Source organism: Geobacillus sp. Y412MC52, assembly GCF_000174795.2.
GTDB lineage: Bacteria > Bacillota > Bacilli > Bacillales > Anoxybacillaceae > Geobacillus > Geobacillus thermoleovorans.
Genome location: NC_014915.1, coordinates 2,854,511 through 2,879,156, shown reverse-complemented (window position 1 = coordinate 2,879,156; position 24,646 = coordinate 2,854,511). Strand labels below are relative to the sequence as shown.

The window sequence follows — 24,646 nt, the reverse complement described above, 5'->3', positions numbered from 1 at the left end:
GTTAAAGGAGACGGGGGAATGGATTTACGAACGGTTTGGACGAAAAATATCGAGCGGTTCGGTCCTTATCCGGCACTGATTTTTGAAGGAAACGAATATACGAACGTGGACTGCGACGCCCGTTCGTCCCAGCTGGCTCATGCGTTGATTGAACTTGGGGTCAAGCCGGGCGACCGCGTTGTTGTAACGATGCCGAACAGCCCGGAAGTAGTAGTCGCCTTCAGCGGCGTCTTGAAAGCAGGAGCGGTTGTCGTGCCGGTGTTGCCGCTGTTGCAGACGCAGGAGCTCCATTACATTTTTCAAGATTGCGAACCGAAAGTTGTGCTGACGGCGGAAATGCTGTGGGCGAAAGCGAAAGAGGCCGCCAATGGCTTGCCGGCGCCTCCGATGATGTTTACGATCGACGATCCTCATTCACCGCGCTCGCTGCGAACGAGAATGGAGCAAGCTCCTGCCAGCATGCCGCTGGCGGCAGTCACCGAAAACGCTCCTGCCGCCTTGCTTTACACATCGGGAACGACCGGACAGCCGAAAGGGGTCGTGCTGACGCACCGCAACTTGTATGCCAACGCAGAAGCAGCGGCCGAGATGGCGAAGCGGCTGCCGACCGAATATGACCGCGTCGGTCTTGGCGTGCTGCCGATCTCCCACGCGTTCGGCTTCACGATGATGAACGTCGCGCTGTTATTGGGCGACAAGATCGTCCTCCTGCCGTATTTCGAGCCGAAAAAAGTACTGGAGACGATCGAACGGCATCGGGTGACGCATACGGCGATGGTGCCAGCGATGTTCCATGCGTTGTGCTATTGCCCCGAGGCGGACCGCTATGACACGTCCAGCTTGGTCGCGTGCGTGTCCGGTTCGGCGTCATTGCCGCGCCCATTGGCGGAGCAGTTTCAACGCAAGTTCAATTGCCTGATTTTGGAGGGGTACGGGCTGTCCGAGGCGGCGCCGATTGTGACGGCGACCGATCCGACGCAGACGATCAAACCGGGGTCGGTCGGGCTTCCGTTGCCTGGCGTGCAAGTGGCGGTCGTCGATGAACACGGCAACCGCCTGCCGCCGAACGAAGTCGGAGAACTGATTGTTTCCGGCCCGAACATTTTCCAAGGCTACTACGGAAAAGACGAAGAGACCCGCCAAGCGTTGCGCGACGGCTGGCTGTATACCGGCGACATGGCGCGCATCGATGAAGATGGGTACGTGTTTATCGTCGACCGGAAAAAAGATGTCATCATTCGCGGCGGATTCAATATTTATCCGCGCGATATCGAGGAACTGCTGATGTCCCATCCGGATGTGCTTGAAGCCGGCGTTGTCGGCGTCCCTTCGCCGAAAATGGGGGAAGAAGTCGCCGCGTATGTCGTCGTCCGGCGTGGGGCCCAAGTGACCGAAGAGGAGCTGATCGAGTTTTGCCAAAAGCGGGTGGCGAAATACAAAAGCCCGCGCTTTTTGAAAAAGGTCGGCTACCTGCCGAAAAACATCATCGGCAAAATCGACAAAAAGAAGCTGCGTGAATGGGCCAGCGAGTTTATTCCCGCTGTCCAATCGTAATGGAAAAGGAGAGGGACAAGGTGATTTCGTTTCAACCGACTGAAGAAGAACAGGCGTTTTTTCAAGTCGCCCGCAGCCTTGCCGTCGAGAAAATCCGCCCGGCCGCGAGAGAGTGCGAGAAACGCCGGACCGTTTCGGTTGACTTGAGTGACCGGGTGGATGAGCTCGGCTTGTCGGCGCTCGAGCTCCCGGAATCGTGGGGAGGCTTGGAACTGCCGCTTCTGTCGCAAGCGATCATTTGGCAAGGGCTCAGCTATGGCGATTTAGGCGTCATTCAAGGGCTTCCGGGGGCCGGGGAGGCGTCTTCCCTCTTTCGTCTGTCTTCCGAGCACCGCGTGTGGCACCGGTACCGGGAGATGGCGAAAGGAGGATGGCCGACTGTCGCCTGGATCGACGAAGCGGAACAAAAAGAACCGCTGAAAGAAGCGATTCGCGTGCGCCGGCGCGGCAGCGGATATATTGTGGACGGAGTGTCGTCTCCAGTCCGCTTGGCGTCGAAAGCCGACTGGGCGGTCATCGCCGCTAGGGACGAAGAAGAAGAAACGGTATTGCTCGCTTTGGATGAGCGAGTATGGGAGATCGAAGAAGGAGACATAAGGCTTGGGCTGCTGGCTGCCGGCATCGCTCGCCTTCGGTTTGCGGAAGTGTACGCCGGTCCGGAACAACTCGTTGCCTGCGGCTCGGAAGCGGATGCATTGCTCAACCGCGTGCGCGCCCGAAACCAAGTCATCGAAGCGGCGAAGGAAGTCGGCTTGATGGAGGCGGCGCTTGATTACACCATTGAATACACCGCGGGAAGAAAGGCATTCGGGCAAGAGATCGCCAAGTTTCAAGGCGTGTCGTTTACGATCGCGGAGATGGCGTTTGCCTGCCGCGGGGCGAAATGGCTTGTATGGCAAGCCGCTTTTGCGGTTGACCGAGGGGATGAACAGGCGAACGGCTTTGCATGGCGGTCGCTGGCGCGCGCCCATCGTTCGCTGCGCTATGTCACCGACCAAGCGGTGCAAATGCTCGGCGGGCACGGATATGTGCAAGAATATCCGGCCGAAAAATGGATGCGCGACGCCCAGGCGCAAGTGATGCTGTACGGCCGGGAGCGAGACTGGCTCATCCGCCGCGGCGAACAGCTGCTGGGCAAACGGAAAGAGAGGGTGGCGCCATGATATCCTTTGAATTCTCACCGCAGCAAAAACAAATCAAAGAACTCGTTCATTGGTTTGCTAAACATGAAGTGCGCCCGATCGCGCTGGAGGCCGACCGGCTCGGGCGGGTGCCGGACGAATGGCTGCAAAAAGTCAACAAAATGGGCATCCAGCTGAATGCGTCTTCGTTTGGCGGAGGGCGTCCGCCGTCTCATGCGGAAGGAAAGAAAGAGAAAAAAGAGCGCGAAGGCAACCGCGTGGCCGTCATCGCCGCTGAGGAGCTCGCGTGGGGATGCCCAGGCATCGCCCTTTCCCTTCCCGGCCCTGGCCTTGGCGGGCCGCCGATTCAATCGAGCGGCACGCCCGAGCAAAAACAGCGGTTTTTGTCCATTTTCACGAAGGAGGAGCCGCGCTGGGGAGCTTACGCCTTGACGGAACCGGAAGCCGGCTCGGACGCGTCCGGCATCCGCACGACGGCGAAAAAAGTGGACGGCGGCTATGTATTAAACGGGCAAAAAATTTTCATCACCAACGGCGCCCGCGCTTCTTGGGTCGTCGTGTTCGCCACGGTTGATCCGAAGTTGGGCCGCGCCGGGCACCGGGCGTTTGTCGTCGAAAAAGGGACGCCGGGATTTGTCGCGACCCGCACCGTCCATAAGATGGGTTTGCGCGCCAATGAAACGGCGGAGCTCTTGTTTGAAGACTGCTTTGTTCCTGATGAAAATTTGCTTGGCGGTGAAGAGTTGTATAGCGCAAATGCGAATAAACCGTCCGGTTTCCAAGTGGCGATGAAAACATTTGACAGCACGAGGCCGATCGTCGCGGCCATGGCCGTCGGCATCGCCCGCGCCGCCTATGAATATACGCTTGACATCGTTCGCAGCGAGTACCCGAAACAAGGACGGTTGTACTATGAAGCAGCCGCCCTGCTTGCCGAGGCGGAGCAAGAGATTGACGCTGCTCGCCTGTTGACGTGGGAAGCGGCGTGGAAAGCCGACATTGGCGAGCCGAATGCGATGGAAGCGGCCGTCTGCAAAGCCGTGGCCGGGAAAATGGCGCTTCATGTATGCGCTATGTGCCTTGAACTGCTCGGGCCCGTCGGCCTTGACGGACATTTGGTCGAGAAATTGTACCGCGATGTGAAAGTGTTCGATATTTTCGAAGGCACGCAGCAAATCCAACGCCTTGTCACAGCAAGACGGTTGTATGCGCCATACGGCGTGCACGTATAGAAGAGCGAGGAGGCGACCCAAACATCTCCGCTCGCGGTGGAGAGCGATGATCATTTGTGAAGTTGCCAGTTCGATCGAACGAAAGGGGGAATTCCGATGCCTTATGAAACGCTGCGCATCGAGCGGCGAAACAAAGGAGTCGCTTGGGTGATGATCGACAACCCGCCGGCGAACGCCATTAGCGAGCGGTTAATGGAAGAATTGGAGAAAGCAGCCGATGAATTGGAAGCCGACCGCGGGGTGCGCGTTGTCGTGATCGCGTCGGCCCATCCGAAAACGTTTCTCGCCGGCGCTGATTTAAAGGATATGATTCAGCGAGGAACCCAGTTTGCCGGCAATGAAGCGGGCATCGCCGAACAAAGCGCCCGCATGCAGCGCTGCTTCGACCGATTCGCGACGATGCCGAAGCCGGTCATCGCGGCCATCAACGGCTACGCGCTCGGCGGCGGTTGCGAATTGGCGCTGGCGTGCGATTTCCGCATCATGGGCGGCGGCAAGATCGGCCTGACGGAAGTCTCGCTCGGCCTGATCCCTGGCGCGGGCGGCACGCAGCGGCTGACGCGCCTCGTCGGGCGGGCGAAAGCGACGGAACTCATTTTTCTCGCCAGACGGCTTAACCCGCAAGAAGCGCTCGAACTCGGCCTCATTCATCGCATCACGCCCCCGGAGCGGTTGGAAGAAGAGGCGGCGGCGTTTGCCGAGCAACTGTCAGAAGGGGCCGTGCGGGCGATGGGGCTTGCCAAGCGGGCCATCTATGCGGCTGAGGGGCTTCCAGAGGATGGATTTGGCATCGAAGCGGCGTCATTTGCGGCAACGTTTAAGACAGGAGAGCCGGCGATTGGGCTGGCGGCGTTTTTCCAAAAGAAACAACCGCAATTTTTACGTTAAACGGAGGGATCACCGATGTCGTCATGGGCGGAACTGCTGAAAGGAAAAGTGGCGGTCGTCACCGGCGCCTCACGCGGCCTCGGGCGCGCGGATGCCTTGGCGCTTGCCGAAGCGGGAGCGGATGTCGTCATTACCGATATTTTGCTCGAATCGGATGAAGAAAGCAAACAGACGGCGCAAAAATATGGGCCGCTCTCACAAGTGATGCAGAGTACAAAAGTGGTGTACGCCGAAAAGACAGCGGAAGACATTCGTGCCATGGGGCGGCGGGCGCTGGCTCTCAAAATGGACGTCACCGACCGCGAGCAAGTGAAAGAAGTGTTTGCCCGCGTCAAAGAAGAGTTTGGCTCCATTGATATTTTGGTCAACAACGCCGGCACGCTCGACCACGTTTCGCAAATCGAAAAGCAAAACGATGAGTTTTGGGAGCGCGATTTGCGGGTGAACCTGACCGGCACGTACAACTGTACAAAAGCGGTATGGCCGTATATGAAAGAGCAAGGATGGGGGCGGATCATCAACATGTCGTCCGTCGCCGGGACGCTTGGCGGCTTCGGACAGGCGAGCTATTCGGCCACGAAAGGAGCGGTGTTGAGCTTTACGAAAAGCATGGCGCTCGAGGGGGCGCGCTACGGCATCACCGTCAACGCCATCGTGCCGGGCATCATCAATACAGAAGCGTTCCGCATGGGCAATCCGAAAATGAACGAGCGGATGATCCAGCGCACGGCGTTCCGCCGCCCGGGCGAACCGGAAGACGTCGCCAACGCCATCGTGTTCCTTTGTTCCGATAAAGCGAAGTACATCACGGGGATTGGGTTGAATGTTTCAGGCGGCATCGAATTGTTTACGTTCTGATGAATAAGCGGCCCGCTTTGGAATGTGGCGATTTGGACATAGGAAGAGAGGCTTGCGGCGGCTCTAGCCGCGCAGGAAAACGGTTCGATTTTGATACGGAACAGGAGGAGCGGCATGAGGGAAGTGGTGATTGTTGACGCCGTGCGCACGGCGATCGGCAAGAAAAAAGGGGCGCTCTCAAGCGTCCATCCGGTCGATTTGCTTGTTCCGGTGCTGCGGGCGCTTGTCGACCGGAACGGGATCGATGCCAGTCTAGTTGAAGACGTTGTCGTGGGCTGTGTGACGATGACCGGAGAGCAAGGGGGCAACATCGCTCGCCAGGCGGTGCTCGCCGCCGGATTTCCGGTCGGAGTGCCGGCGTTTTCCTTAAATCGGATGTGCGGCTCGAGCCAACAGGCGATTCATAGCGCGGCGCAGGCGATTTTGGCCGGCGACATCGACATCGCCATCGCCGCCGGGGTCGAAAGCATGACGCGCGTTCCGATGGGAAGCGACATGGGGCGGTTCAGCCGCCAGCTGACAAGTCGGTACAACATCGTGCCGCAAGGGATTTCTGCGGAGATGATCGCGAAAAAATGGGGATTGTCGCGGGAAGAACTGGACGAATTTTCGCTCGCCAGCCATGAAAAAGCGGCGGCGGCAACCGACCGCGGGATGTTTGAGCGGGAAATCATTCCGCTTGACGTGCCGGGAGAAGATGGCGCGGTGCGCTTTGCCCGCGATGAAGGGATTCGGCGCGACACCTCGCTCGAAAAGTTAGCGGCGTTAACGCCGTCATTCCAGCCGAAAGGCGGCGTCATCACCGCCGGCAATTCCAGTCAAGTCAGTGATGGAGCGGCCGGCGTGCTGCTCATGTCGGCGGAGAAAGCCCGGCAGCTTGGCCTGCGTCCTAGAGCCCGCATCGTCGCCCGCGCGGTCGTCGGAGAAGATCCGGTCATGATGCTCACCGGCATTATTCCCGCGACGAGAAGCGTTTTGCAAAAGGCCGGTTTGCGCCTCGATCAGATGGATGCGATCGAGGTCAATGAAGCGTTCGCTTCCGTCGTCAAGGCGTGGGAGCGGGAGCTCGAGCCGGATATGACAAAGGTCAATCCGCGCGGCGGGGCGATCGCCCTCGGCCATCCGCTCGGCGCGAGCGGCGCCCGGCTGATGACAACGCTGCTCCATGAGCTTGAGGACATGGACGGGACATACGGATTGCAAGTGATGTGCATCGGCTTTGGCATGGCAACCGCCACGATCATCGAGCGGCTGTAAGCAGAAAGGAGGGAAGCGGGTTGCACGCATCACTCGAAACGGCCAAGCCAAAACCGGCGCGCGACTTTGCGGCCATTGGCGCTGCCATTGAAGAGGAGCTGGCTGCCATTACGGCGGGAAAACGGCGGCGGAAAATCATCGCTGTGCTTGTCAAAAACGGGCTTGGCATGGTGCTTGGCGACGCCATTGCCCGCAAGCTGCGAGGGAACGAGGAAGACAAACAATATTTGCGCCATATCGGCCGGAGGCTGCGCCTAGCGTTTGAGGAGCTCGGCCCGACGTTCATCAAGCTCGGGCAGGTGCTTGTCACAAGGCAAGACTTATTGCCAGAGCCGATTACGCTTGAGCTGGAGAAATTGCTTGACCGGGTGCCGCCCATTGAGTTTGCCAAAATCGAGTACATTTTGGAGCGGGAGCTGCCTGACGGCTTGGCGACGTTTGACTGGATTGAAGAGGAGCCGCTCGGTTCGGCGTCGCTCGCCCAAGTGTACAAAGCCAAATTAAAAGACGGACCCGTTGTGGCTGTTAAAGTCGTGCGCCCGACGGTCGAAAAGCTGTTTCAAACCGACATCGCCATCATTAAAAAAATGGCTGCCCGCCTGCAAAAGCGGCTGCCGCCCGAACTGCAGGCCGCCCTTGACCTCGGGGGGCTCGTGCAAGATTATTACAGCAGCGCCATGGATGAGCTTGACATGACGGAAGAAGCAAGAAAAATGCAAGAAATGAAGCAAAAGTACGAAAGGAGGGCTGAACATGTCAAGGTTCCGCACGTGTACGAAGCGACGAAAAGCGTCTTGATCATGGAATACATTGACGGCTGGCTCATTAAAGACTTCCCCGTCGATTTTCTCACCTTCGAAGAGCGGGTCAACATCATGATCGATCTTGTCCATCATTACGTGCAAACGATGCTCGACGGCCATTATCATGCGGATGCCCACGGTTCCAACATTATGATCGACAAACGGACGAAAAAGGCGGTCATCATCGACTGGGGGATGACCGGGCGGATGGACAGCGTGATGGCGCAAATTTTGATGCGTGTCATTTTGCACATCCAGCTCAATCAGGCGGAAGACGCCGCCGAAGTGTTTATGGAACTGATGTCGCCCACCATTTACACCGATGTTGTCAAATTGAAAGATGAACTGCGGACGTTGACGTTAAACTATGTGTCCGCCCATCAAGGGAGCAGCCGCTACAACTACGGCCGCCTCGTCCTTGAAGCGACGGCGATCGGGCTCCGCAACTACTGCAAAGTCCCGAACGGCTTGGCGCTTTGGGCGAAAGGATTTTCCGCCACCGAAGGGACGGCGCGCTGGATTTGCCCGGAAATTTCGTACGGCGAAGTCGTTGAGGCGTATGAAATTCCGATTTTAAAAAGCATCCTCGGAAAGCGCTTTAATTTTCGCGCCAACGCGAGTCTTGTCGCTGAAACGGCGGAAATGATCGCCACTTTCCCGCGCCGGTTCAACAAAGTGTTGGAGACGATGGCCGAAAACAAATGGCGCATGACCGTGCAAGTCCAAACCGACCCGGTGACGCGCAATACGCTCAACCAAATCGCCAACCGGCTGGCGCTTTCCATCATCGCGTTTGCCATCATTATGGCCACCGGGTTTATTGTCGCCAGCATCCCGGGCGGAACGTTTCTCGGCATGGAGAAAACGACGATCGCCAACATCGGGTTGGCCGCTTCTGTCATCTTGGTCGTTTTCCTTGGCTGGCGGCTGTTCCGGACGCGCAAACAGCGGCCGCGATTTTAAAGAGGGGGGAAGGAACATGCGCGAGGAACAAGAAGACCTGACAATGTCAAAGCGCATCGAGGCGTTTTACCGGCAAAGCGGCGGGCCGGGAAGCCCGACGATCCGACGGTTGCTCGATAAGCATTTGCTGTATGGGAAAGACCACGGCCTGCCGGGGAAAAAGGAAGAGTTTGAGGATGTCATCCGCGATGTGTTTTTGCAAGACCATTCGACCCGGCCGCTCGTCATCGGCCTTTTCAAGCTGAAAGAAACGCTCAAGCAGGAATGGGACGCCTATTTGGATGCATTGCGGGGCCGCGGCATCCGTGAAGAGGAAGCGGATATGGCCGGCAAGCGGGCGTAATGGGCGGATGGAAAAGGAGGGAACGACATGGCAAAAGCCGCAGTATTGCACCGCTACGGGGAGCCGCTGTCAATCGAAGAACTGGATTTGGCAAGCCCCAAGCGCGGGGAAGTCAAAGTGAAAATGAAAGCGGCGGGCCTTTGCCATAGCGATTGGCATGTGGTTCAAGGGCAATTGCCGCTCCCGCTTCCCATTGTGCTCGGCCACGAAGGCGCGGGCATTGTCGAGGAAGTCGGGGAAGGGGTGACAAGTGTCAAACAAGGCGACCATGTGGTGCTCAATTGGGTGCCGTCATGCGGGACGTGCAGCTATTGCCGCACCGGGCGGCCCGATCTATGCGAGGAAGCGGCGCGGCTGACGGCGACCGGCACGCTGCCGGATGGGACGACGCGTTTTTCGTGGCAAGGGAAGCCGGTGTATCAGTTTTTAACCGCCGGCGCGTTCAGCGAATACACCATCGTGCCGGAGCAGGCAGCCATCCCGATCCGTCGGGATGTGCCGTTTGAGTTGGCGGCATTGATCAGCTGCAGCGTCATGACCGGGGTGGGGGCGGTCATTCATACGGCCCGCCTCCGCCCGGGCAGCACAGTCGCTGTGATTGGCGCCGGCGGCGTCGGATTCAATATCATTCAAGGAGCCGCGTTAGCGGGGGCGAAACAAATTATTGCCATTGATGTCGTCGATGAAAAATTAGCGATGACGAAAACGTTCGGGGCGACGCACACCGTAAACGCCCGCAAGGACGATGCCGTCAGCGCCGTGCTCGACTTGACCGACGGCATCGGCGTCGACTATGCGTTTGAAGCGATCGGCCGCCCGGAGACGATGGCCGACGCATACAACATGACGCGAAAAGCGGGAACGACGGTCATCGTCGGCATCGCCGCGCCGCATGAAACGGTGGAGATCAACGCCTTTTCGCTGCCGTCCCAATCCAAAACGTTGACCGGTTCTTGGCTTGGCCAAGGCAATCCGCCGGTTGACTACCCGAAGCTGCTTGATTTGTACGCGGCGGGCAAGCTGAAGCTCGAACCGCTCATCAGCGCCGTCTATTCGCTCGACCAAATCAACGACGGATTCGCCGCCTTAAAGAGCGGGCAAAACATTCGCGGCATCATTCGCTTTGAAGAATGAGACGACAAGCCGCCCCGCGTGCGTTTGGGTGAACAAACAAGAGAAGCCGTTGGGCGGTCGGAAAGAGGGCGTTCCATCTGCCCTTGGGCGAAAACGGGAAGGCCGGTGTTTGGGCGGGCAAACAAGGGGATCGAAAAAAACGTGGAACGATCGAGACGAGAGGGGGATTGACATGCCGGTGTTTCAAAGCGAGCAGGAAGTATACGACGTTCTCGGCCGCTTTTTTGAACGCGTGGCCGAAACGGAAGAGTCAAAAGAATTGATTGCGGCGACGGAGCTAGGACCTGGATATGACGCGTTTGTCCAATACATTTTCCATAAGCCGGAAGCGAAAATTACATGGGCGCAGGAAAACGGGAAATTGAAAATTGTCTGCGGCGAAACAGCGCTGCACCCGGAGCTCATTTTTGAGCAGACGGCGGATGTCGGGCACAAATTTTGGCTCGGCAAGCTTGATTTGCAGCAGGCGCTCGCCCGCCAGCAAATCAAAGTGCAAGGGCCGCTTGTGAACGCCTTGAAAGTATTGCCGCAGCTTGACGCCATTTACCCGGCGTACCGCGAATATTTGCAGGAAATCGGGCGGAGCGACTTGTTGCCATAGCAGGCGAGCTTGGGAATGCATGGCGGGATGTCGCCAGGGGCGCTGTAAGCACTTGAAAACGCGCTGTCTCCATCGGCTTTGCGCCCGATATAGCGGTTGGGAAAGGAGAAACGACGATGATTTCTATGAAAACAACAGAAGCTGGTTTATGGATTGGAGGAGAATGGCGGCCGGCGGCGGATGGCGCGATGTTTGACGTCATCGACCCGGCGACAGGCCAAGTGACGGCCCGTGTGGCCAACGCCGGGGAAAAAGATGTCGACGCGGCGGTCGCCATCGCCGAAGAGGCGTTTTCGGACCGGCGTTGGCTGTCGATTCCGCCGCTCGAGCGCGGGCGCATCTTGCGGCGCATCGCCGAACTGATCCGCCAGCATCATGATGAACTCGCGCAGCTCATGACGCGGGAAAACGGCATGCCGATCAATCTAGCGTTGTTTATTGAAATTCCGCTTGCCGCCGACTGCTTCGACTTTTTCGCCTCGCTCGTCGTCAAGCCGCAAGGGGAGGTGCTGCCGTTTTCCGTCGCCGGCTCGGCGCCGGATTATATGGCGTGGACGATGAAGGAGCCGATCGGGGTGGCTGGGCTCATCACCCCGTGGAACTTTCCGCTTTTGATGCCGACGTGGAAAATCGCCCCAGCGCTGGCGGCGGGCTGTACGATGGTGTTAAAACCGGCGCCGGAAACGCCGCTGACGGCGTTGAAGCTTGCTGAGATTTGCCATGAGGCCGGCGTGCCGGAAGGCGTCATCAACGTCCTGCCTGGACTCGATGAGGCCGGAAAAGCGCTCGTCAGCCACCCTGGCGTGCCGAAAATCGCGTTTACCGGCGAAACGGAAACCGGGCGCCGCATCTTGCAAGCGGCCGCTCCCCACATTAAGCGGGTGACGCTCGAGCTTGGCGGGAAGTCGCCGAATATCATCTTTGCGGACGCGGATCTTGAACAGGCGGCGAAAAGCGCGCTGTTTGGCGTGTTCTACAATTCAGGGCAAGTGTGCCAAGCGGGAAGCCGCATTTTAGTCGAACGGCCGGTTTACGAAACGTTTGTCGAGCTGTTGGCCAGCAAAGCGAAAAAGCTGAAAGTCGGGCCCGGCACGGATGCGCGCAGCGACCTTGGCCCCGTCATCAGCCGGGAGCAATACGAGAAAGTATTGCGCTACATTGACATCGGCAAGCAGGAAGGGGCGAAGCTCGTTGCGGGAGGGAGCGCTTTAGATGGGCTTGGCGGCGGCTATTTCATTGGACCGACCGTCTTTGCCGATGTATCGCCATCGATGTGCATCGCCCGTGAAGAAATTTTCGGGCCGGTCGCCGCTGTCATTCCGTTTCAAGATGAAGAGGAAGCCGCCTCCATTGCCAACGATACGATTTACGGCTTGGCGGCGGCGGTTTGGACGAATGACATCAAACGGGCGCTCCGCTTAGCGCGGCGGGTGAAAAGCGGAACCGTGTGGATCAACACGTACCAAGTGCTGTCGCCGACTGCGCCGTTTGGCGGTTATAAGCAGAGCGGCCTCGGCCGCGAGCTCGGGATGCAGGCGCTTGAAGCGTATTTAGAAACGAAAACGGTCATTTGCGACCTCAATGAACGGCCGATGACGTTGTTTTAAAAGGACGAACAGCGGCGCATCACGATCGATTTTTCATAAGAGGAGGGAGATCACGATGGTCCATCATGACGGCTTTCAAACGGTGAAAGGAACGATCGATTGGGAGCATCCAATGTACAAACTGTATGAAAAAGCGAAGCGAAACGGGAAGTGGAATCCGGCGGACATCGATTTCAGCCAAGACAAAGAAGATTTCGCCCGTTTGACAAGCGAAGAAAAGATCGCGGCGCTGCCGCTCGTCGCCGGCTTCTCGGCCGGGGAAGAGGCGGTGACGCTCGACATTTTGCCGATGGCCCACGCCCTCGCGCGCCAAGGGCGGCTCGAAGATGTGATGTTTTTGACGACGTTTATGCACGATGAAGCGAAACACGTCGAGATGTTTTCCCGCTGGCAGCAGGAAGTCGGCATCGGGGCCATGGACTTGTCCGTCTTCCATAACGACCATTATAAACGCATTTTTTACGAAGCGCTGCCGGAAGCGATGAACCGGCTGTACACCGACGACTCGCCGGAAGCGGTCATCCGCGCCGCCACCGTCTACAACATGATCGTCGAAGGGACGCTCGCCGAATCGGGCTATTACACGTTTCGGCAAATTTACAAAAAAGCCGGGCTGTTCCCTGGCCTTTTGCAAGGAATCGATTACTTGAACATGGACGAAGGCCGCCATATCCAATTCGGCCTTTATACGATCCAGCGGCTCGTCAATGAAAATGAGCGGTATTACGACTTGTTCATCCAATATATGGACGAATTATGGCCGCATGTCGTCGGCTACGTCGCCTATTTGACCGAGCTCGGAAAGCGCCAGCAGCAGCTCGCCCGCACATATGCGCTCGAGATCGACTACGACATGCTGAACAACTATGTCGTCAAACAGTTCAACATCCGCAAAAAACAAATCAGCCGGGCGAAGCGGGTTGACAGCATCGAAGAGCTTGAAAAAACAGTTGCTGAATCATAGAGTGGACGGGCGGGTTGGTCCGCCCGCCTGACCCTAAAAGCAGAGGAAAACGGATCTGCGCCAGCATCCTTTGGGGGTTGGCGGAAAAACAACAGCAAAGAGGCGCGCGATGCGTGCGGCGTGTCAGGAAAATTCGCTTGAGTTGTGGCTGGTTTTGAAGAAAAACAAGGTGTTTATTTTGGGGGGAATAGGAATGAATCCAAGTTTGTCACACAAAGGGGGCATAAAAAATGGGAAGCTTGTTTGCGGTCAATCCAAAACGATTCGCTATTGCGGGCGGAGCGGGATTTCTCGCGGTAATCGCCCTAGTTGCCATGTTGCTTTTGTCAGGGACGGCGTTTGCCGCGTTTCCGCTGTCAGGAGTCGGGGGATTTACAATTAGTGCAGATAAAATTACGGGCACTGGGTTTAAACTGTACCCCGCCATCGGTGAAACCGAACAAAGAGGGGCTTGGGGACAGGCCGCCATCGACTTGGCATCGGCGAACATTACCAACTTGGTGCTGACGAAAAACATTAACACCGAATCGGCGCTCGGCGCTTACGGCATTAAAAGCATTGATGTTGTCGTCACGGGCGGCAATGTGAGCGGGCAAAATTTAAAACTGCGCGTCACTGGCATTCAAGCGGACAGCACGTCATTTGCCGGCTTGGAGACGCAAGAGCATAAAACCGACAACCCGCTCAATGTCATCGATTTGAGCGCACCGAACTTGACTCTTGATAAGCCGAGTTTGAACACGCATTACATGTCAGCAGGGGCGATCACCATTCCAAACATGAAGTTGAAAGTGATAGCCAACATGAAAGACGGCAGCCGTGTCGGCGATTTTTAATCCGGTCTGATCCATCGCTTGGATGGGGCGGTCCATCTCCTATTCCTCCCAAAATGAGCTTGTTATCTTGTTCCGTGCGTCATGATTGATTTCGGTATAAGGATTGCACTGTTTCTTTTCAGACAAAACCGTTTTCTTCTTCCTTCATCGTATAGATAGGCTGCATCACGTTGATCAAAAAGGATGGAAAAAAAGAGAACGCAGAGTGTTCAACTTGTTCTCCATCGTCATTCGCTAAAGGAAAAATGAAAACGGATAAAGGGGGGGCTGGACAATGAGAAAGGCGTTCGAGATGATGCAAATAGCGGTCATTGGTGCGCTGACGGGCGCGTTTATCGGCGGAATCGCGCTCCAGGGGGGAGCGGGCGGAGCGGTGTGGGGCGGATCAGTGCTGGCGGTCGTTCTCGCGGCCGTTGTCTGGCCGCTTCTCGAACGTCCAACCGCTTTGATGCGGCTGAAATATGGAACCGCTGCTTTTCTGCCCGGGCTGCTTGTTGGAGGAAGCCAGTGGGTGTCGTTTGGGGTTGTCGGCGCGGCGGTCGGAGGGATGGCGAGCAGCGCTCTGGCGGCTTTTTTCGCTCCTCGCATTATCATTCGCCAAGAAGAACAAGGACGCTATATTCGCACACGTTTCCATTATGTCTGGATGTTTTTCGGTGCCTCCATGGCAACATTTTTCGCTTTGAACGTTCTTTTTGCTGCTGAACGGGCGGCACCGTGGCAAACATGGGCGGGCTCCATTTCTATGGCCGTTCAGTCATCCATCGTTCTTGCTCTCGTGTTGCTCGGATACGTCATTTGCATCAGCTGGAAAAAGAGAAAGACCGAAACATGGAAGCAAGCGCGGGCATCTGCTCGCCGCATGGGGAGAGGGTTGCTTGCAGGGGGAATGGTGGTCATCGGCGCCGCTTCGTTGTTCCATTACGGTTTTTTATCTGTTCACACCGCCTCCCGCGTTGTCGGCCCTCTGTTGTCGTATATCTTGGGTTGGTTGTTGCCGTATGCTGTTGGATGGTTGCTGGCCGCCAACCGCCATCGCCCCGTGCTGGGGTCTATGTTGGCGATCATTGGCGCGATATTCGTCTTGATTGTCGGCATCAGCGTGCTTCCGATGCTGCTGCTTCCTGGAAGCGGACTGATGTGGGCTGGGGTGGTGACGGGGCTAGTAATGATCGTTTTGGCCATTTTAAGCATCATCAAGCCGCAAAGTCACGTAACAATCGGCAGTTTTCTCATTGTTGCTTCCATTCTTTCTTTCGTTGGCGCCGCAGGAGGCTTGATCATCGGAGGGATCATCGGGCTTTTGGGAGGGGCGCTTGTCGTCGGATGGAGCGGTGAGCAGGCCAAAAAATCGAGCCGTGATTCATCTCCTCCCACCTCTCCTCTCCCGCCGCATTCGTCCATGATGACAGGATAAAGAAAAGTATAAGGGAATTTGTCGAAAAATAGTTTTTCGACACCCCTAAGAGGTCGAAAATCTTTTTTAGAGGGAGGAAGCAAATGGGATCCATCAAAGGACTGAAAATGTTGCTTCTTGCTTTGACGCTTCTTCTCTGTCTGCCGCTTGGCGGGGGGCGCTCACTTGCCGCTGGGGAAGAACAAGGATTTGTCATTCATGCTGACAAAGTGGTCGGCATCTTCGATTTAGGCGGGATTATCCTTGGTTCGCCGAAAGTAATCGTCGGCAAGCTTCCGATCGCTTTCATTCAAGCTGACATCAGCGGCTTGTCAATGGAACGGGTCGTCGACACGCCGCAAGGGACAATCGTGTTGTCGATTCGAGCGGGAGAAACGGCGAGCGCCACCTGGATGAAGCTTGATGTGACGAAATTGAAGTTCGGAGGGCTTTGTTTGGATGGATTTCCGGTTAAGCAATGTTTGAAAGACGTCACATTGGTGGCGACGAAAATGACGGCTTCCCGCCTCTCCATTCCCGGCATGTCGCTGTCAGCCTCATTTTCCGGAGCATCTCGGATGCAAGCGGAGCAAAAGGCACTTGAACAAACGGATCTCGCCCAAGAAGCTGAACGGCTCATCTGGCAGCTTGATGAGCAAAAGCAAGGCGACAACAGCGCTGCTCGCATGGTGGAGACGATGCAAGCTAATGTTCGGGCGCTTGAGAAGCGCATAAAAGACAGAACGGACGAATGGGCAGTGCTTGTGGAAAAACAAAGCACCGTTTCGGCTTCCCTCAAACAGCTTGAGCAAGCCATGTCGGGCGGTCAAACAGCTGAAGGAAAAGAGCAGACGAAATATGAAGAAGTACTGATGCACTTTCGCGATTGGAAACAAATGCTTGATCAACAAAGGATCGCCCTTAGTCAAGACATAGAGAAATGGAATGAACAAGATGCTTTATGGAAGAAAACGGCTTCTTATGTAGCAGAAAAGTTAAACCTCGGCGAACGATCGGAAGCGATGGATCTTCTGTCGGATTTGCGTTCATCGCTTGATGGCATCAAGCGGCGGCTTGATGAGCAGGAGAAGGATGAAGAGGTTTGGAGTCAAATAGTGCACGATTTGGAAGGGAGACTGGATGCGGTGGCTGAATGGTTGAAGCGAAAACCGGATGATGGAGGAAATAGTGCGGAAGAACGTTTCCGACCGCCGCTTTCTTCATCAGGAACAGACGGGGAAGCCACCCCATAAAGACATAGAAATCGAGAGGGCAAGGGGGTTGAGGCCTTGCCCTCCCGGTGTGAAATGATTCCCTCGAGAAGCGCATATCCGGCGATTCGTTAAATGATTCCGTCGCGAATCGCCTTGACGATCGCTTCCGTCCGGTTTTTGGCGTTCATTTTTTGCAAAATGGCCGAAACATAATCGCGCACCGTGTACTCGCTCAAATGAAGCCGTCTCGCTGCCTCATACGTCGACGCTCCTTCGGCAACGAGCTTCAGCACCTCAATTTCTCTCGGTGATAAATGCGGCATTGGCTGAACGAGATCGGAACGCCCTCCGTTGCATTTGGACAAAATCTCCCCCGCGCTTTGTCCGAATTTCATCACCGCTGTGTAGAGGTCATTGGACAATTGAAAGGACGTCTTTGGGCCGCAATCCAAAATGGCGGCGCCGATGAGACGATTTTCCGAAGGCGCGTAAATGGGAGCGATGACAATCGATTCAAGTTGAAACTGCTTCACATACTTCATCGGCAATCCTTGCGCTGCATGGCGGACATAAATCGGCGGCACGTTTGTCATCTGGCGGCCAAGCAGCTGTAGCCGCTGAATGTATTGCTTAATGAATGGAAGGCTATCAATGTGTTCATGAATGCTTTTGATTTCATGATTGTTCAGTTGATAACCGTACAGTCCGAATCCGCTTTCATGAGTGCTCGAATAGGCGAACAGTGCACATCGTTCAAACGGCAAGTAGGTGACAAATCCGGTTGAAATGTATTCAATCGCTTGGTGGAGCGATTTGGCCCGCATAATCCATTGGTCAAACAGCAAGACGGCGTCTTTCCAAAGATGTTGCTCTCTCGTGCGAATGGAGACCTTCTGGGCGGCTTGAAACTGTTCGAAGGCGTGAAGAAGAAATGGGATGATGAGCCGTTCTTCTCCTTCGGCGCAAACGAGCAAAAGATCGCTCCCCCACGGAAGTGGAATCAACCGTTTTCCGCTGGCATCCATGCGGGAAAGAATGTGTTCACATAAAACGAAAATCGTTTCCCCGTACATGCTGCTGTCTGTGAGTGCATCACCCGCATTTCCATACCATTTGGCGACGACGAACCCACCGTCCGCTGTTCTGGACAGCTGGGCGATCCATATGATCGGCAACTGTTTAGATGAAACGATTTGCCCAAGAAACTGCTCCAAATCGAATGACGAGCAGTCAGAAGCATTGACGGACTCATGAAGCCTCGAAAAGACGTATTGAACAGCTTGATGGACGCGAAATTCCACAACGCCAGCCGATTGGATGGTTTCGTGAACCACGTTTTCCATCATTGACAAGATGGCGGTGGACTGGTTGGGCGACAGCTCCCCGTTTCGTTTTTCCCATTCGCGTTGAAACGACGCCAGCCATTCGGCGATATCCTTCACTGGGCCAAGCCATTGCGAAGAGAACGTGTCAATGGCAAGCCGCAAAGGCTGAGCGGCGGCGTGCTGCTTGTCCTCCAGTTCGCCGCATTTGTCCAGCCAAGCGGATAAAATGTCGTCGCGGTGTTGGCGAATCGTCTCCCATCCTTCTTTCAAAATGGCGTCCAATTGGCTTGACAAGCGCAAGTTCATTCGTTTTCCCTCCTTATGTTTCTTGACTTGTTTTTTGTTCCAAAAAATAAAATCGCTTTCGTTTTGTCCGGCGGTCTTTCCATAAAAACGGGCATCTTGAGCGACGGATATTTGTCAAGGTCGGGAGAGAAAAACGAGTCCAAAGGTTTTGAGAACAAGAGCAACCGACTGTGGAACGGCCTTTTATCGTCGTGGTAATATAATTAATAATATTATAACAATTCTGTTTATTATGATACAAATGATTTGCGAACCGTATTTCAGTTGTGTACGATAGAGACAAAAAAATAAAGAAAGGGGGATCGTGAACCGATGAGCACAAGCGAACATAAACAAGAAGCCCCCAAAACCGTCCGCTGCAAAGTCATCACCGTCAGCGACACGAGAACGGAGGAAACCGACCGAAGCGGCAGGCTGATGATCGAGCTGCTCACGGAAGCCGGGCATGAGGTCGTCGGCTATGAGATCGTCAAAGACGAAGCGGACGCCATTCGCGAGGCAGTGTTTGACGGCTGCCGCCGCGCCGATGTCGATGCGGTGCTCACGAACGGCGGCACCGGCATCGCCAAGCGCGACGTGACGATCGAAACGGTCGGTGCGCTGCTTGAGAAAGAACTCGTCGGCTTTGGCGAGCTGTTCCGCTTCTTGAGCTACACCGAAGACATCGGTCCGGCCGCCATGCTGTCGCGCGCCGTCGCCGGCGTGGCGATGGACACCGCCGTCTTTTGCACTCCCGGCTCCACCGGCGCTGTGCGCCTCGCGATGACGAAGCTCATTTTGCCTGAGCTTGGGCATGTGGTGCGGGAGATTCGAAAGGATAGGGCGCCGCGTTGACGAAAAGAGAACATAAGCGAAAAAGGGGCTGACCCAAAAGGGTCATTTTCCTTAACAAAACACAACATATTGTTTCTTAATGATTGTTTTATACCTATATACGGTAATAAGAAAGGGTGTCCCGATCCTTTTGGGACACCCTCTTTCATTCATCAAGCCTTGATGCATTTTTCCCGCTCTTGATTGCGCAGGATGAACCGCTGGATTTTTCCGCTCGGCGTTTTCGGCAGTTCGGCGACAAATTCGACTTCGTGTCCTTATGCATCCTACGATTTAGCTTCCTTACAAAGACAGCAAATATTCATCTAACTACCATTTGTCCTCACGTGTGGAGGTTGGAGATTTTCTCAAAATCCCCCCTGTGTTTTATCAATTTATGTTTTCTTCCACAGTTTATGTTTTCTTCCATAGTTAAAGAGTGAATATGATTCGTTTCCAGTTTAGTAAACACATGGTTCATCACCACAACGTGTACTTGATAAGCAAGATTTTGTATTGTATCGCCATGTATTCAAAAGATCGATTTGCTGATTTTTCCTTAACTAAACGGAAAGGCATGTTTTGAAATAGTCAAGCAACACCTTTTGGTGAAGAGCCGAACACATCTTTTTTATTCTTAATGTTGACAAAAAAATGGATTAGTAGTAATATTAATTACGTAATTACGTAATTACGTAATTACGTAATTATAGGAGGGATGTTCGATGATTGACTTGAGAAGCGATACATTGACTTTGCCTACAGAGGAAATGAGGAATGTTATTGCTAATGCATTGGTAGGTGATGATTGTTATGGAGAGGACAGCAGTGTTATTGAATTGGAATAATATTGCAAACAATTGTTTCATGTGGAGGATGCTCTGTTTGTTCCGACAGGTACAATGGCTAATCAATTGGCTATAAAGTCACAAGTAACGGAAGGGAATGAAGTGATTACAGAAACAAACTATCATATAAACTTTTACGAAAGTGCTTCGATTGCCATGTTAAGTAGAGTCGTTTTGCATACATGCAGAACAGCCGATGGGATCCTAAGAGTCGAACATGTTGAGGAGTTAATTCATTCTAAACCTAGAGGTCCTTTTTACGCTCACCCTCAATTAGTTTCCATTGAGAACACGATTAATCATTATCAAGGGAAAATATTCCCTCTGAAAGTAATTGAGCAACTATATGGGTTTACGAGAGAGAAGAATATATCTTTACATATGGATGGAGCAAGGTTGTTTAATGCACACGTAGCAACGAACATTCCATTAAGGGACTATGCAAAATTTGTGGATTCACTTAGTGTATGTTTTGCAAAAGGACTTGGCGCTCCATTTGGGTCGATGCTTATGGGAAGAAAAGAAGTGATCAGCAAAGCTAGGATTTACAGAAAACAATTTGGAGCCGGGTTTCATCAAATAGGTATGTATGCAGCTGCGGCGCTGTATGCTTTAAAACATCATATATCCCATTTGCGTACAGACCATCTGCTTACTAAAAAATTAGCAATGATGTTATCGAAAATAGATGGGCTGTATGTTGATCCTCATGCTGTTGAAACAAATATGATCTTTTTTCATGTGAATAACTTTCATATAAGTTCATTTGAGTTTGTCGATAGGTGCAAGAAAAAAGGCTTGCTTTTATTTCCTTGGTTACCTGATGAAGTAAGGATTGTGGTTAGTAGAAATGTTAATGAAGATGAAGCAGCTAATATTATTGAAGCAGTATGCAAAGAGTTGACGAGAGGGGTCATGTATGTTTCTTAAGGTTAATGAGGGAATTTTGACGTTTGGCATCAGGGTTTTCAATTCCGTTGGTTTTTTTGTGTATGTTCCGTTGCTTTCTTTATGGCTAGTTAAAATGAAAGATCTGGATATTACGGAAACCAGTTTGGCAGTGGCGGCATTTACGTTTGTATCGAAGGCGGGTAATGTGCTGGTTGGGGGAGTTGTCAACAAGTTTGGGATCAAAAACAGTCTTATCGTTGGTCTATGGGGATCCGCTTTGTTGCTAACAATGTTAACGATCATTCATTCTTATACATTGATATTCGTGATCGTGTTGCTATTGGGGATATCGATCTCGCTTTACAATGTAAGCTTGAAAACACATATTTCCTTATTAGAGGAAAATGAGAGGCTGCAGGCTTTTGCGTTATTAAACATTGCTGTCAACGTCGGTGCTTCCATTGGTCCTTTTCTAGGTGGATGGTTATTGGACTGGAATTCTTTTGGTATCATCATTGCGGCGATTGTTTGTTATGTTTTGGCCGGGGGGGTTTCGTTGCTATTGCCTCGCATCACCATTGAGGATGCAGAGAAGGGAATCAATATCGTACAATTTGTGAAAAACAGCAGATCGGACCCGCATTTCTTTATCTTTATAAGATTTATTGCTTTTTCAGGGTTATTTTGGTTTTTGTACACACAACTATTTACAACTTTTCCTGTTGTCGTTTCTCAACATTTTTCAGGAAAAACGATTGGGTTGTTTTTTACGGTGAATGCGGTGACGATTATTGCACTTCAAGGTTTCTATCCAAAAATACAGCCGAAATGGAAAATGGAGTATTGGTACGCGCTGGCTTTGGTGCTTATCACTGCATCTTATTTCTTGCTATGGATTTCACATCATTTTTGGATCATCTTTGTTAGCGTGATCCTATTCAGCATCGCAGAAATCATTTGGGTTCCTACGATTGATCATCAGATTGTAGAAAAAAAGGGGGTGTTAAGCTCTTCATGGGCCTTCGGAATATCAGGGGTGCTTTGGGGAATGTGGGAGTCTATCGGTGGATTCGTTGGTTTGAATTTATATCAGTACGTTGGACATCAAACCTTTTTCTACTTGACCATGATAGGCATTGTGATTTTTATTGGCTATATGTTTCAGCTGCCATATAGAAAAATGTCTTTCTTCACGAATAAAAATCAAGTAGAGAGAAAGGACTGTCGATGATGCACTTGTTATTTGTCGAGACGAATACAACAGGTACCGGTACGAAGGCGATGAAAATCGCTAAACAACTAGGTTATAAAATCCATTTTTGGACGATGAACCTAGAACAATATAGCGCAATGACAGATGATCATCCGCTGAACTTCGCTGATCAAGTCGTCATCATCAATACGTATGATACGGATCGAATGAAAGAAGAACTGGCACGCTCTGAGGTGAAATTTGCCGGAATCCTCGCTTTTGATGATTATCACTTGATTCCAGTTGCTGAATTAGCGAGTTATTTGGGAGTGAGGGGTCACGATATCGAAGCATTGAAAAGGGCTCGTTATAAACATATAATGAGAACTTATCTAAAAAGTCAACATTTTAGAGAGTTTTTGCAACCTGCTTTCCATATCATCCATCATCCTGACGAAATCATAAATTTGGAGATCTCGTTTCCTTGTGTCATCAAACCTGTAGATGATAGTGGAAGTAATGGGGTGACGATTTGTCAAAATCGTCGTGATTTAGAACTGCCCCTGCGCCACGAATGGCAAAGACAGCGTAATGAACGCGGATATGAACTGGCCAGGAAATGGCTGATTGAAGAATGGATTGAAGGACAAGAATTTTCAGCCGAGATGTTATACACAGTTGATGGCTGGAAATTAATATCCGTTACGAAAAAAGAAACGTACGGTCCTCATGCCGTTGAATGTGGACATGTAACGGGTCCGAAACTAAATCCTTTTTCCGATTTAGAAGAAAGATGCAAAAAACTGCTGGACCTATTGGGGTTAAACTATGGAGCGGCTCATATAGAATTTTTTGTTCGCGGAAACAACTTATATTTGGTTGAAGTCAATCCTAGACTGGCTGGTGACTGCATCCCCGAATTAGTAGAATTCGCTGCAGGGGTGGATATGGTTAGACATGTTGTTTTACAATCAATCGGGACATATGAAGAGGTAACGATCACTAGACAACGCTATGCCGCCATTAAGTTTATCCTCCCTGTTGAACAGGGGATATATCAAACGGTTAGGGGAATGGAGGAAGCGCAAAAAGTAGCGGGAGTAAAAAGGATAAGTATAGGGAAGTTGCCGTTTAAGGCGAATGGAATTAAAAGCAGCTACCAAAGGTTAGGGTTTGTCATGGCAGAAGGCGATAGTATGGAAAACGTGATCTCCTCGACACAAGAGGCGATGGATCGATTGGAATGGGGGATTGTACATGAATAAATACATCATCATTTTAGGGGCAAGCCGTTATGGAGCGGAAGCAGCATTTCAATGTGGACTCAAACCCATTATTGTCGCGGATCGGTATTCAAGCATTGATAAGGAAATAGCGCAGTTGGCCGAAGTTGTATTTTATGTTCGTGACATTGCAGAGAAAACAGAGGTGTTTTGTACTGTTGAGAAAATCATGAGTTTATATCAAACAGTGGAGCTCGTCGTAAGCTTTACAGAATTAGGGCTAGAGACGGCTGCTTATATTAGTGAAAGGTTGCAATTGCCAACGAATTCGCTCGAAACGGTCGTGAATACGAGGAATAAAGAATTGATGCGCCAGATTTTGCGGAAGGATCCGGAATTACGATTAGACGTTGTGAGTGGCAAGGTATCTGTTCTTCCTAAACAGTTTCCATATTCAAGGCCGGCCATCATCAAACCGGTTGACGGATTTGGAAGCAAAGAGGTTGATTATATTTCCAATCAACAGGAGTGGGAAAAATGGTTAAAGAGAAATCAAGATCATCCTCACGAGTGGATCTTGGAGCCGTATATTAAAGGCCCGGAATATAGTGTGGAGACGGTATCTTGGAGAGGAACCCATTTCATTTTAGGAATAACCGAAAAACAAACAACCGGAAAACCTCACTTTATAGAGACTGGGCATATTGTGCCGGCGAGACTGGAACAACAGAAAGTCAAACGAATCGAACAAGTGGTGATGAAAGTGTTGCATTTGTTGAATGTCCAATATGGACCGGGGCATATTGAGATTAAATGGGATGTGGAAGAAGATAGACCAGTGGTGATTGAAATGCATACGAGACCGGGGGGAGATTTTATCCCTTATTTACATCAATTAGCGTCTGGTTTCAACCAGTATGAGTTAGGAATTTTATCTTATATGAACCAAATGCCGCCCGATGTAAAACCGATTTATAAAAAAGCAAGCCTTGTCAAGTTCTTTATGTTTCCAGAGGGCATGTTGCGACAAATCTCTCTTGACACAGAAGTCAATCGAGAATATATCCGAGATTGGGCCATCTACTATCAAGTAGGGGATCATATAAAGAAAACGGTGGACTCTTATACGCGCTCCGGTCATGTGATTGTTTGTTCGTCGACAGTTGAAGAATGCCAGCGGTTATGCGACAATTTTGTTGATCAGTTGAAGTATCAAATTGTTCATGAATAAAAACAGAAAGTATGGGATGTCGAAT

At 52.5% G+C, this 24,646-nt stretch carries 20 protein-coding genes and 1 pseudogene; 20 read left to right on the top strand and 1 reads right to left on the bottom strand.

Translation table 11 applies throughout. The annotated features are described in order from the left end of the window. The first annotated feature begins 18 nt into the window (after positions 1-18). From GYMC52_RS14120 to GYMC52_RS14050, 15 genes are all read left to right on the top strand, one after another. Positions 19-1,554, top strand: coding sequence for a long-chain-fatty-acid--CoA ligase (locus GYMC52_RS14120; RefSeq protein ID WP_013524336.1), 1,536 nt, complete (start codon positions 19-21; stop codon positions 1,552-1,554). Positions 1,555-1,574: 20 nt separating this feature from the next. Next, positions 1,575-2,717: an acyl-CoA dehydrogenase family protein gene (locus GYMC52_RS14115; RefSeq protein WP_013524335.1), complete on the top strand. Its 1,143-nt coding sequence runs from the start codon at positions 1,575-1,577 to the stop codon at positions 2,715-2,717. Continuing rightward, complete coding sequence (locus GYMC52_RS14110) at positions 2,714-3,928, top strand: acyl-CoA dehydrogenase family protein (RefSeq protein WP_013524334.1); 1,215 nt, start codon at positions 2,714-2,716, stop codon at positions 3,926-3,928. The genes GYMC52_RS14115 and GYMC52_RS14110 overlap by 4 nt, the downstream gene beginning before the upstream one ends. A gap of 96 nt (positions 3,929-4,024) precedes the next feature. After that, the gene (locus tag GYMC52_RS14105) at positions 4,025-4,816 is read left to right on the top strand and encodes an enoyl-CoA hydratase/isomerase family protein (RefSeq protein ID WP_013524333.1); all 792 of its coding nucleotides are present in this window, start codon (positions 4,025-4,027) and stop codon (positions 4,814-4,816) included. A 15-nt stretch (positions 4,817-4,831) separates the two neighbouring features. Next, positions 4,832-5,674, top strand: coding sequence for an SDR family NAD(P)-dependent oxidoreductase (locus GYMC52_RS14100; protein WP_011232252.1), 843 nt, complete (start codon positions 4,832-4,834; stop codon positions 5,672-5,674). A gap of 114 nt (positions 5,675-5,788) precedes the next feature. Next, a complete protein-coding gene (locus tag GYMC52_RS14095) occupies positions 5,789-6,931 on the top strand; it encodes a thiolase family protein (protein WP_013524332.1) in 1,143 nt (380 codons plus the stop codon). 20 nt (positions 6,932-6,951) lie between these two features. After that, positions 6,952-8,697 (top strand): ABC1 kinase family protein, encoded by a 1,746-nt coding sequence (locus GYMC52_RS14090; RefSeq protein ID WP_013524331.1) that lies wholly within the window; start codon positions 6,952-6,954, stop codon positions 8,695-8,697. Between the two features lie 16 nt (positions 8,698-8,713). Then, the gene (locus GYMC52_RS14085; protein ID WP_013524330.1) at positions 8,714-9,040 is read left to right on the top strand and encodes a hypothetical protein; all 327 of its coding nucleotides are present in this window, start codon (positions 8,714-8,716) and stop codon (positions 9,038-9,040) included. Between the two features lie 27 nt (positions 9,041-9,067). After that, positions 9,068-10,174 carry a Zn-dependent alcohol dehydrogenase gene (locus tag GYMC52_RS14080; protein ID WP_013524329.1) on the top strand — a complete coding sequence of 369 codons (1,107 nt, stop codon included), beginning with the start codon at positions 9,068-9,070 and terminating at the stop codon, positions 10,172-10,174. Positions 10,175-10,346: 172 nt separating this feature from the next. After that, positions 10,347-10,775, top strand: coding sequence for a hypothetical protein (locus tag GYMC52_RS14075; protein WP_013144482.1), 429 nt, complete (start codon positions 10,347-10,349; stop codon positions 10,773-10,775). A 116-nt stretch (positions 10,776-10,891) separates the two neighbouring features. Next, positions 10,892-12,382, top strand: a complete 1,491-nt coding sequence (locus GYMC52_RS14070; protein ID WP_013524328.1) for an aldehyde dehydrogenase family protein — start codon at positions 10,892-10,894, stop codon at positions 12,380-12,382. Between the two features lie 55 nt (positions 12,383-12,437). Further along, positions 12,438-13,346: a R2-like ligand-binding oxidase gene (locus GYMC52_RS14065; RefSeq protein WP_013524327.1), complete on the top strand. Its 909-nt coding sequence runs from the start codon at positions 12,438-12,440 to the stop codon at positions 13,344-13,346. A gap of 230 nt (positions 13,347-13,576) precedes the next feature. Then, complete coding sequence (locus GYMC52_RS14060; RefSeq protein ID WP_013524326.1) at positions 13,577-14,182, top strand: DUF6230 family protein; 606 nt, start codon at positions 13,577-13,579, stop codon at positions 14,180-14,182. 274 nt (positions 14,183-14,456) lie between these two features. After that, positions 14,457-15,599, top strand: a complete 1,143-nt coding sequence (locus GYMC52_RS14055) for a DUF6114 domain-containing protein (protein ID WP_013524325.1) — start codon at positions 14,457-14,459, stop codon at positions 15,597-15,599. Between the two features lie 83 nt (positions 15,600-15,682). Then, on the top strand, positions 15,683-16,831 hold the full coding sequence (locus GYMC52_RS14050) for a hypothetical protein (protein WP_013524324.1): 1,149 nt from the start codon (positions 15,683-15,685) through the stop codon (positions 16,829-16,831). An 89-nt stretch (positions 16,832-16,920) separates the two neighbouring features. Here the strand turns inward: GYMC52_RS14050 and GYMC52_RS14045 are convergent, their stop codons facing one another. Then, complete coding sequence (locus GYMC52_RS14045; RefSeq protein ID WP_013524323.1) at positions 16,921-18,423, bottom strand: response regulator transcription factor; 1,503 nt, start codon at positions 18,421-18,423, stop codon at positions 16,921-16,923. A gap of 312 nt (positions 18,424-18,735) precedes the next feature. Here GYMC52_RS14045 and GYMC52_RS14040 point away from each other — a divergent pair, with 312 nt between their 5' ends. The 5 genes and pseudogenes from GYMC52_RS14040 to GYMC52_RS14020 all read left to right on the top strand — a co-directional run bounded on the left by GYMC52_RS14040 (position 18,736) and on the right by GYMC52_RS14020 (position 24,621). Beyond that, the gene (locus tag GYMC52_RS14040) at positions 18,736-19,257 is read left to right on the top strand and encodes a MogA/MoaB family molybdenum cofactor biosynthesis protein (protein WP_013524322.1); all 522 of its coding nucleotides are present in this window, start codon (positions 18,736-18,738) and stop codon (positions 19,255-19,257) included. 704 nt (positions 19,258-19,961) lie between these two features. Next, a pseudogene (locus tag GYMC52_RS14035) lies at positions 19,962-21,014 on the top strand (threonine aldolase family protein). Positions 21,015-21,030: 16 nt separating this feature from the next. After that, entirely contained in the window at positions 21,031-22,206 is a 1,176-nt protein-coding gene (locus GYMC52_RS14030) for an MFS transporter (protein ID WP_230982704.1), read from the top strand. After that, positions 22,203-23,432: an ATP-grasp domain-containing protein gene (locus GYMC52_RS14025; protein ID WP_013524320.1), complete on the top strand. Its 1,230-nt coding sequence runs from the start codon at positions 22,203-22,205 to the stop codon at positions 23,430-23,432. The genes GYMC52_RS14030 and GYMC52_RS14025 overlap by 4 nt, the downstream gene beginning before the upstream one ends. Continuing rightward, entirely contained in the window at positions 23,425-24,621 is a 1,197-nt protein-coding gene (locus GYMC52_RS14020; protein ID WP_013524319.1) for an ATP-grasp domain-containing protein, read from the top strand. Before GYMC52_RS14025 ends, GYMC52_RS14020 begins: the two co-directional genes overlap by 8 nt. The last annotated feature ends 25 nt before the right edge of the window (positions 24,622-24,646 follow it).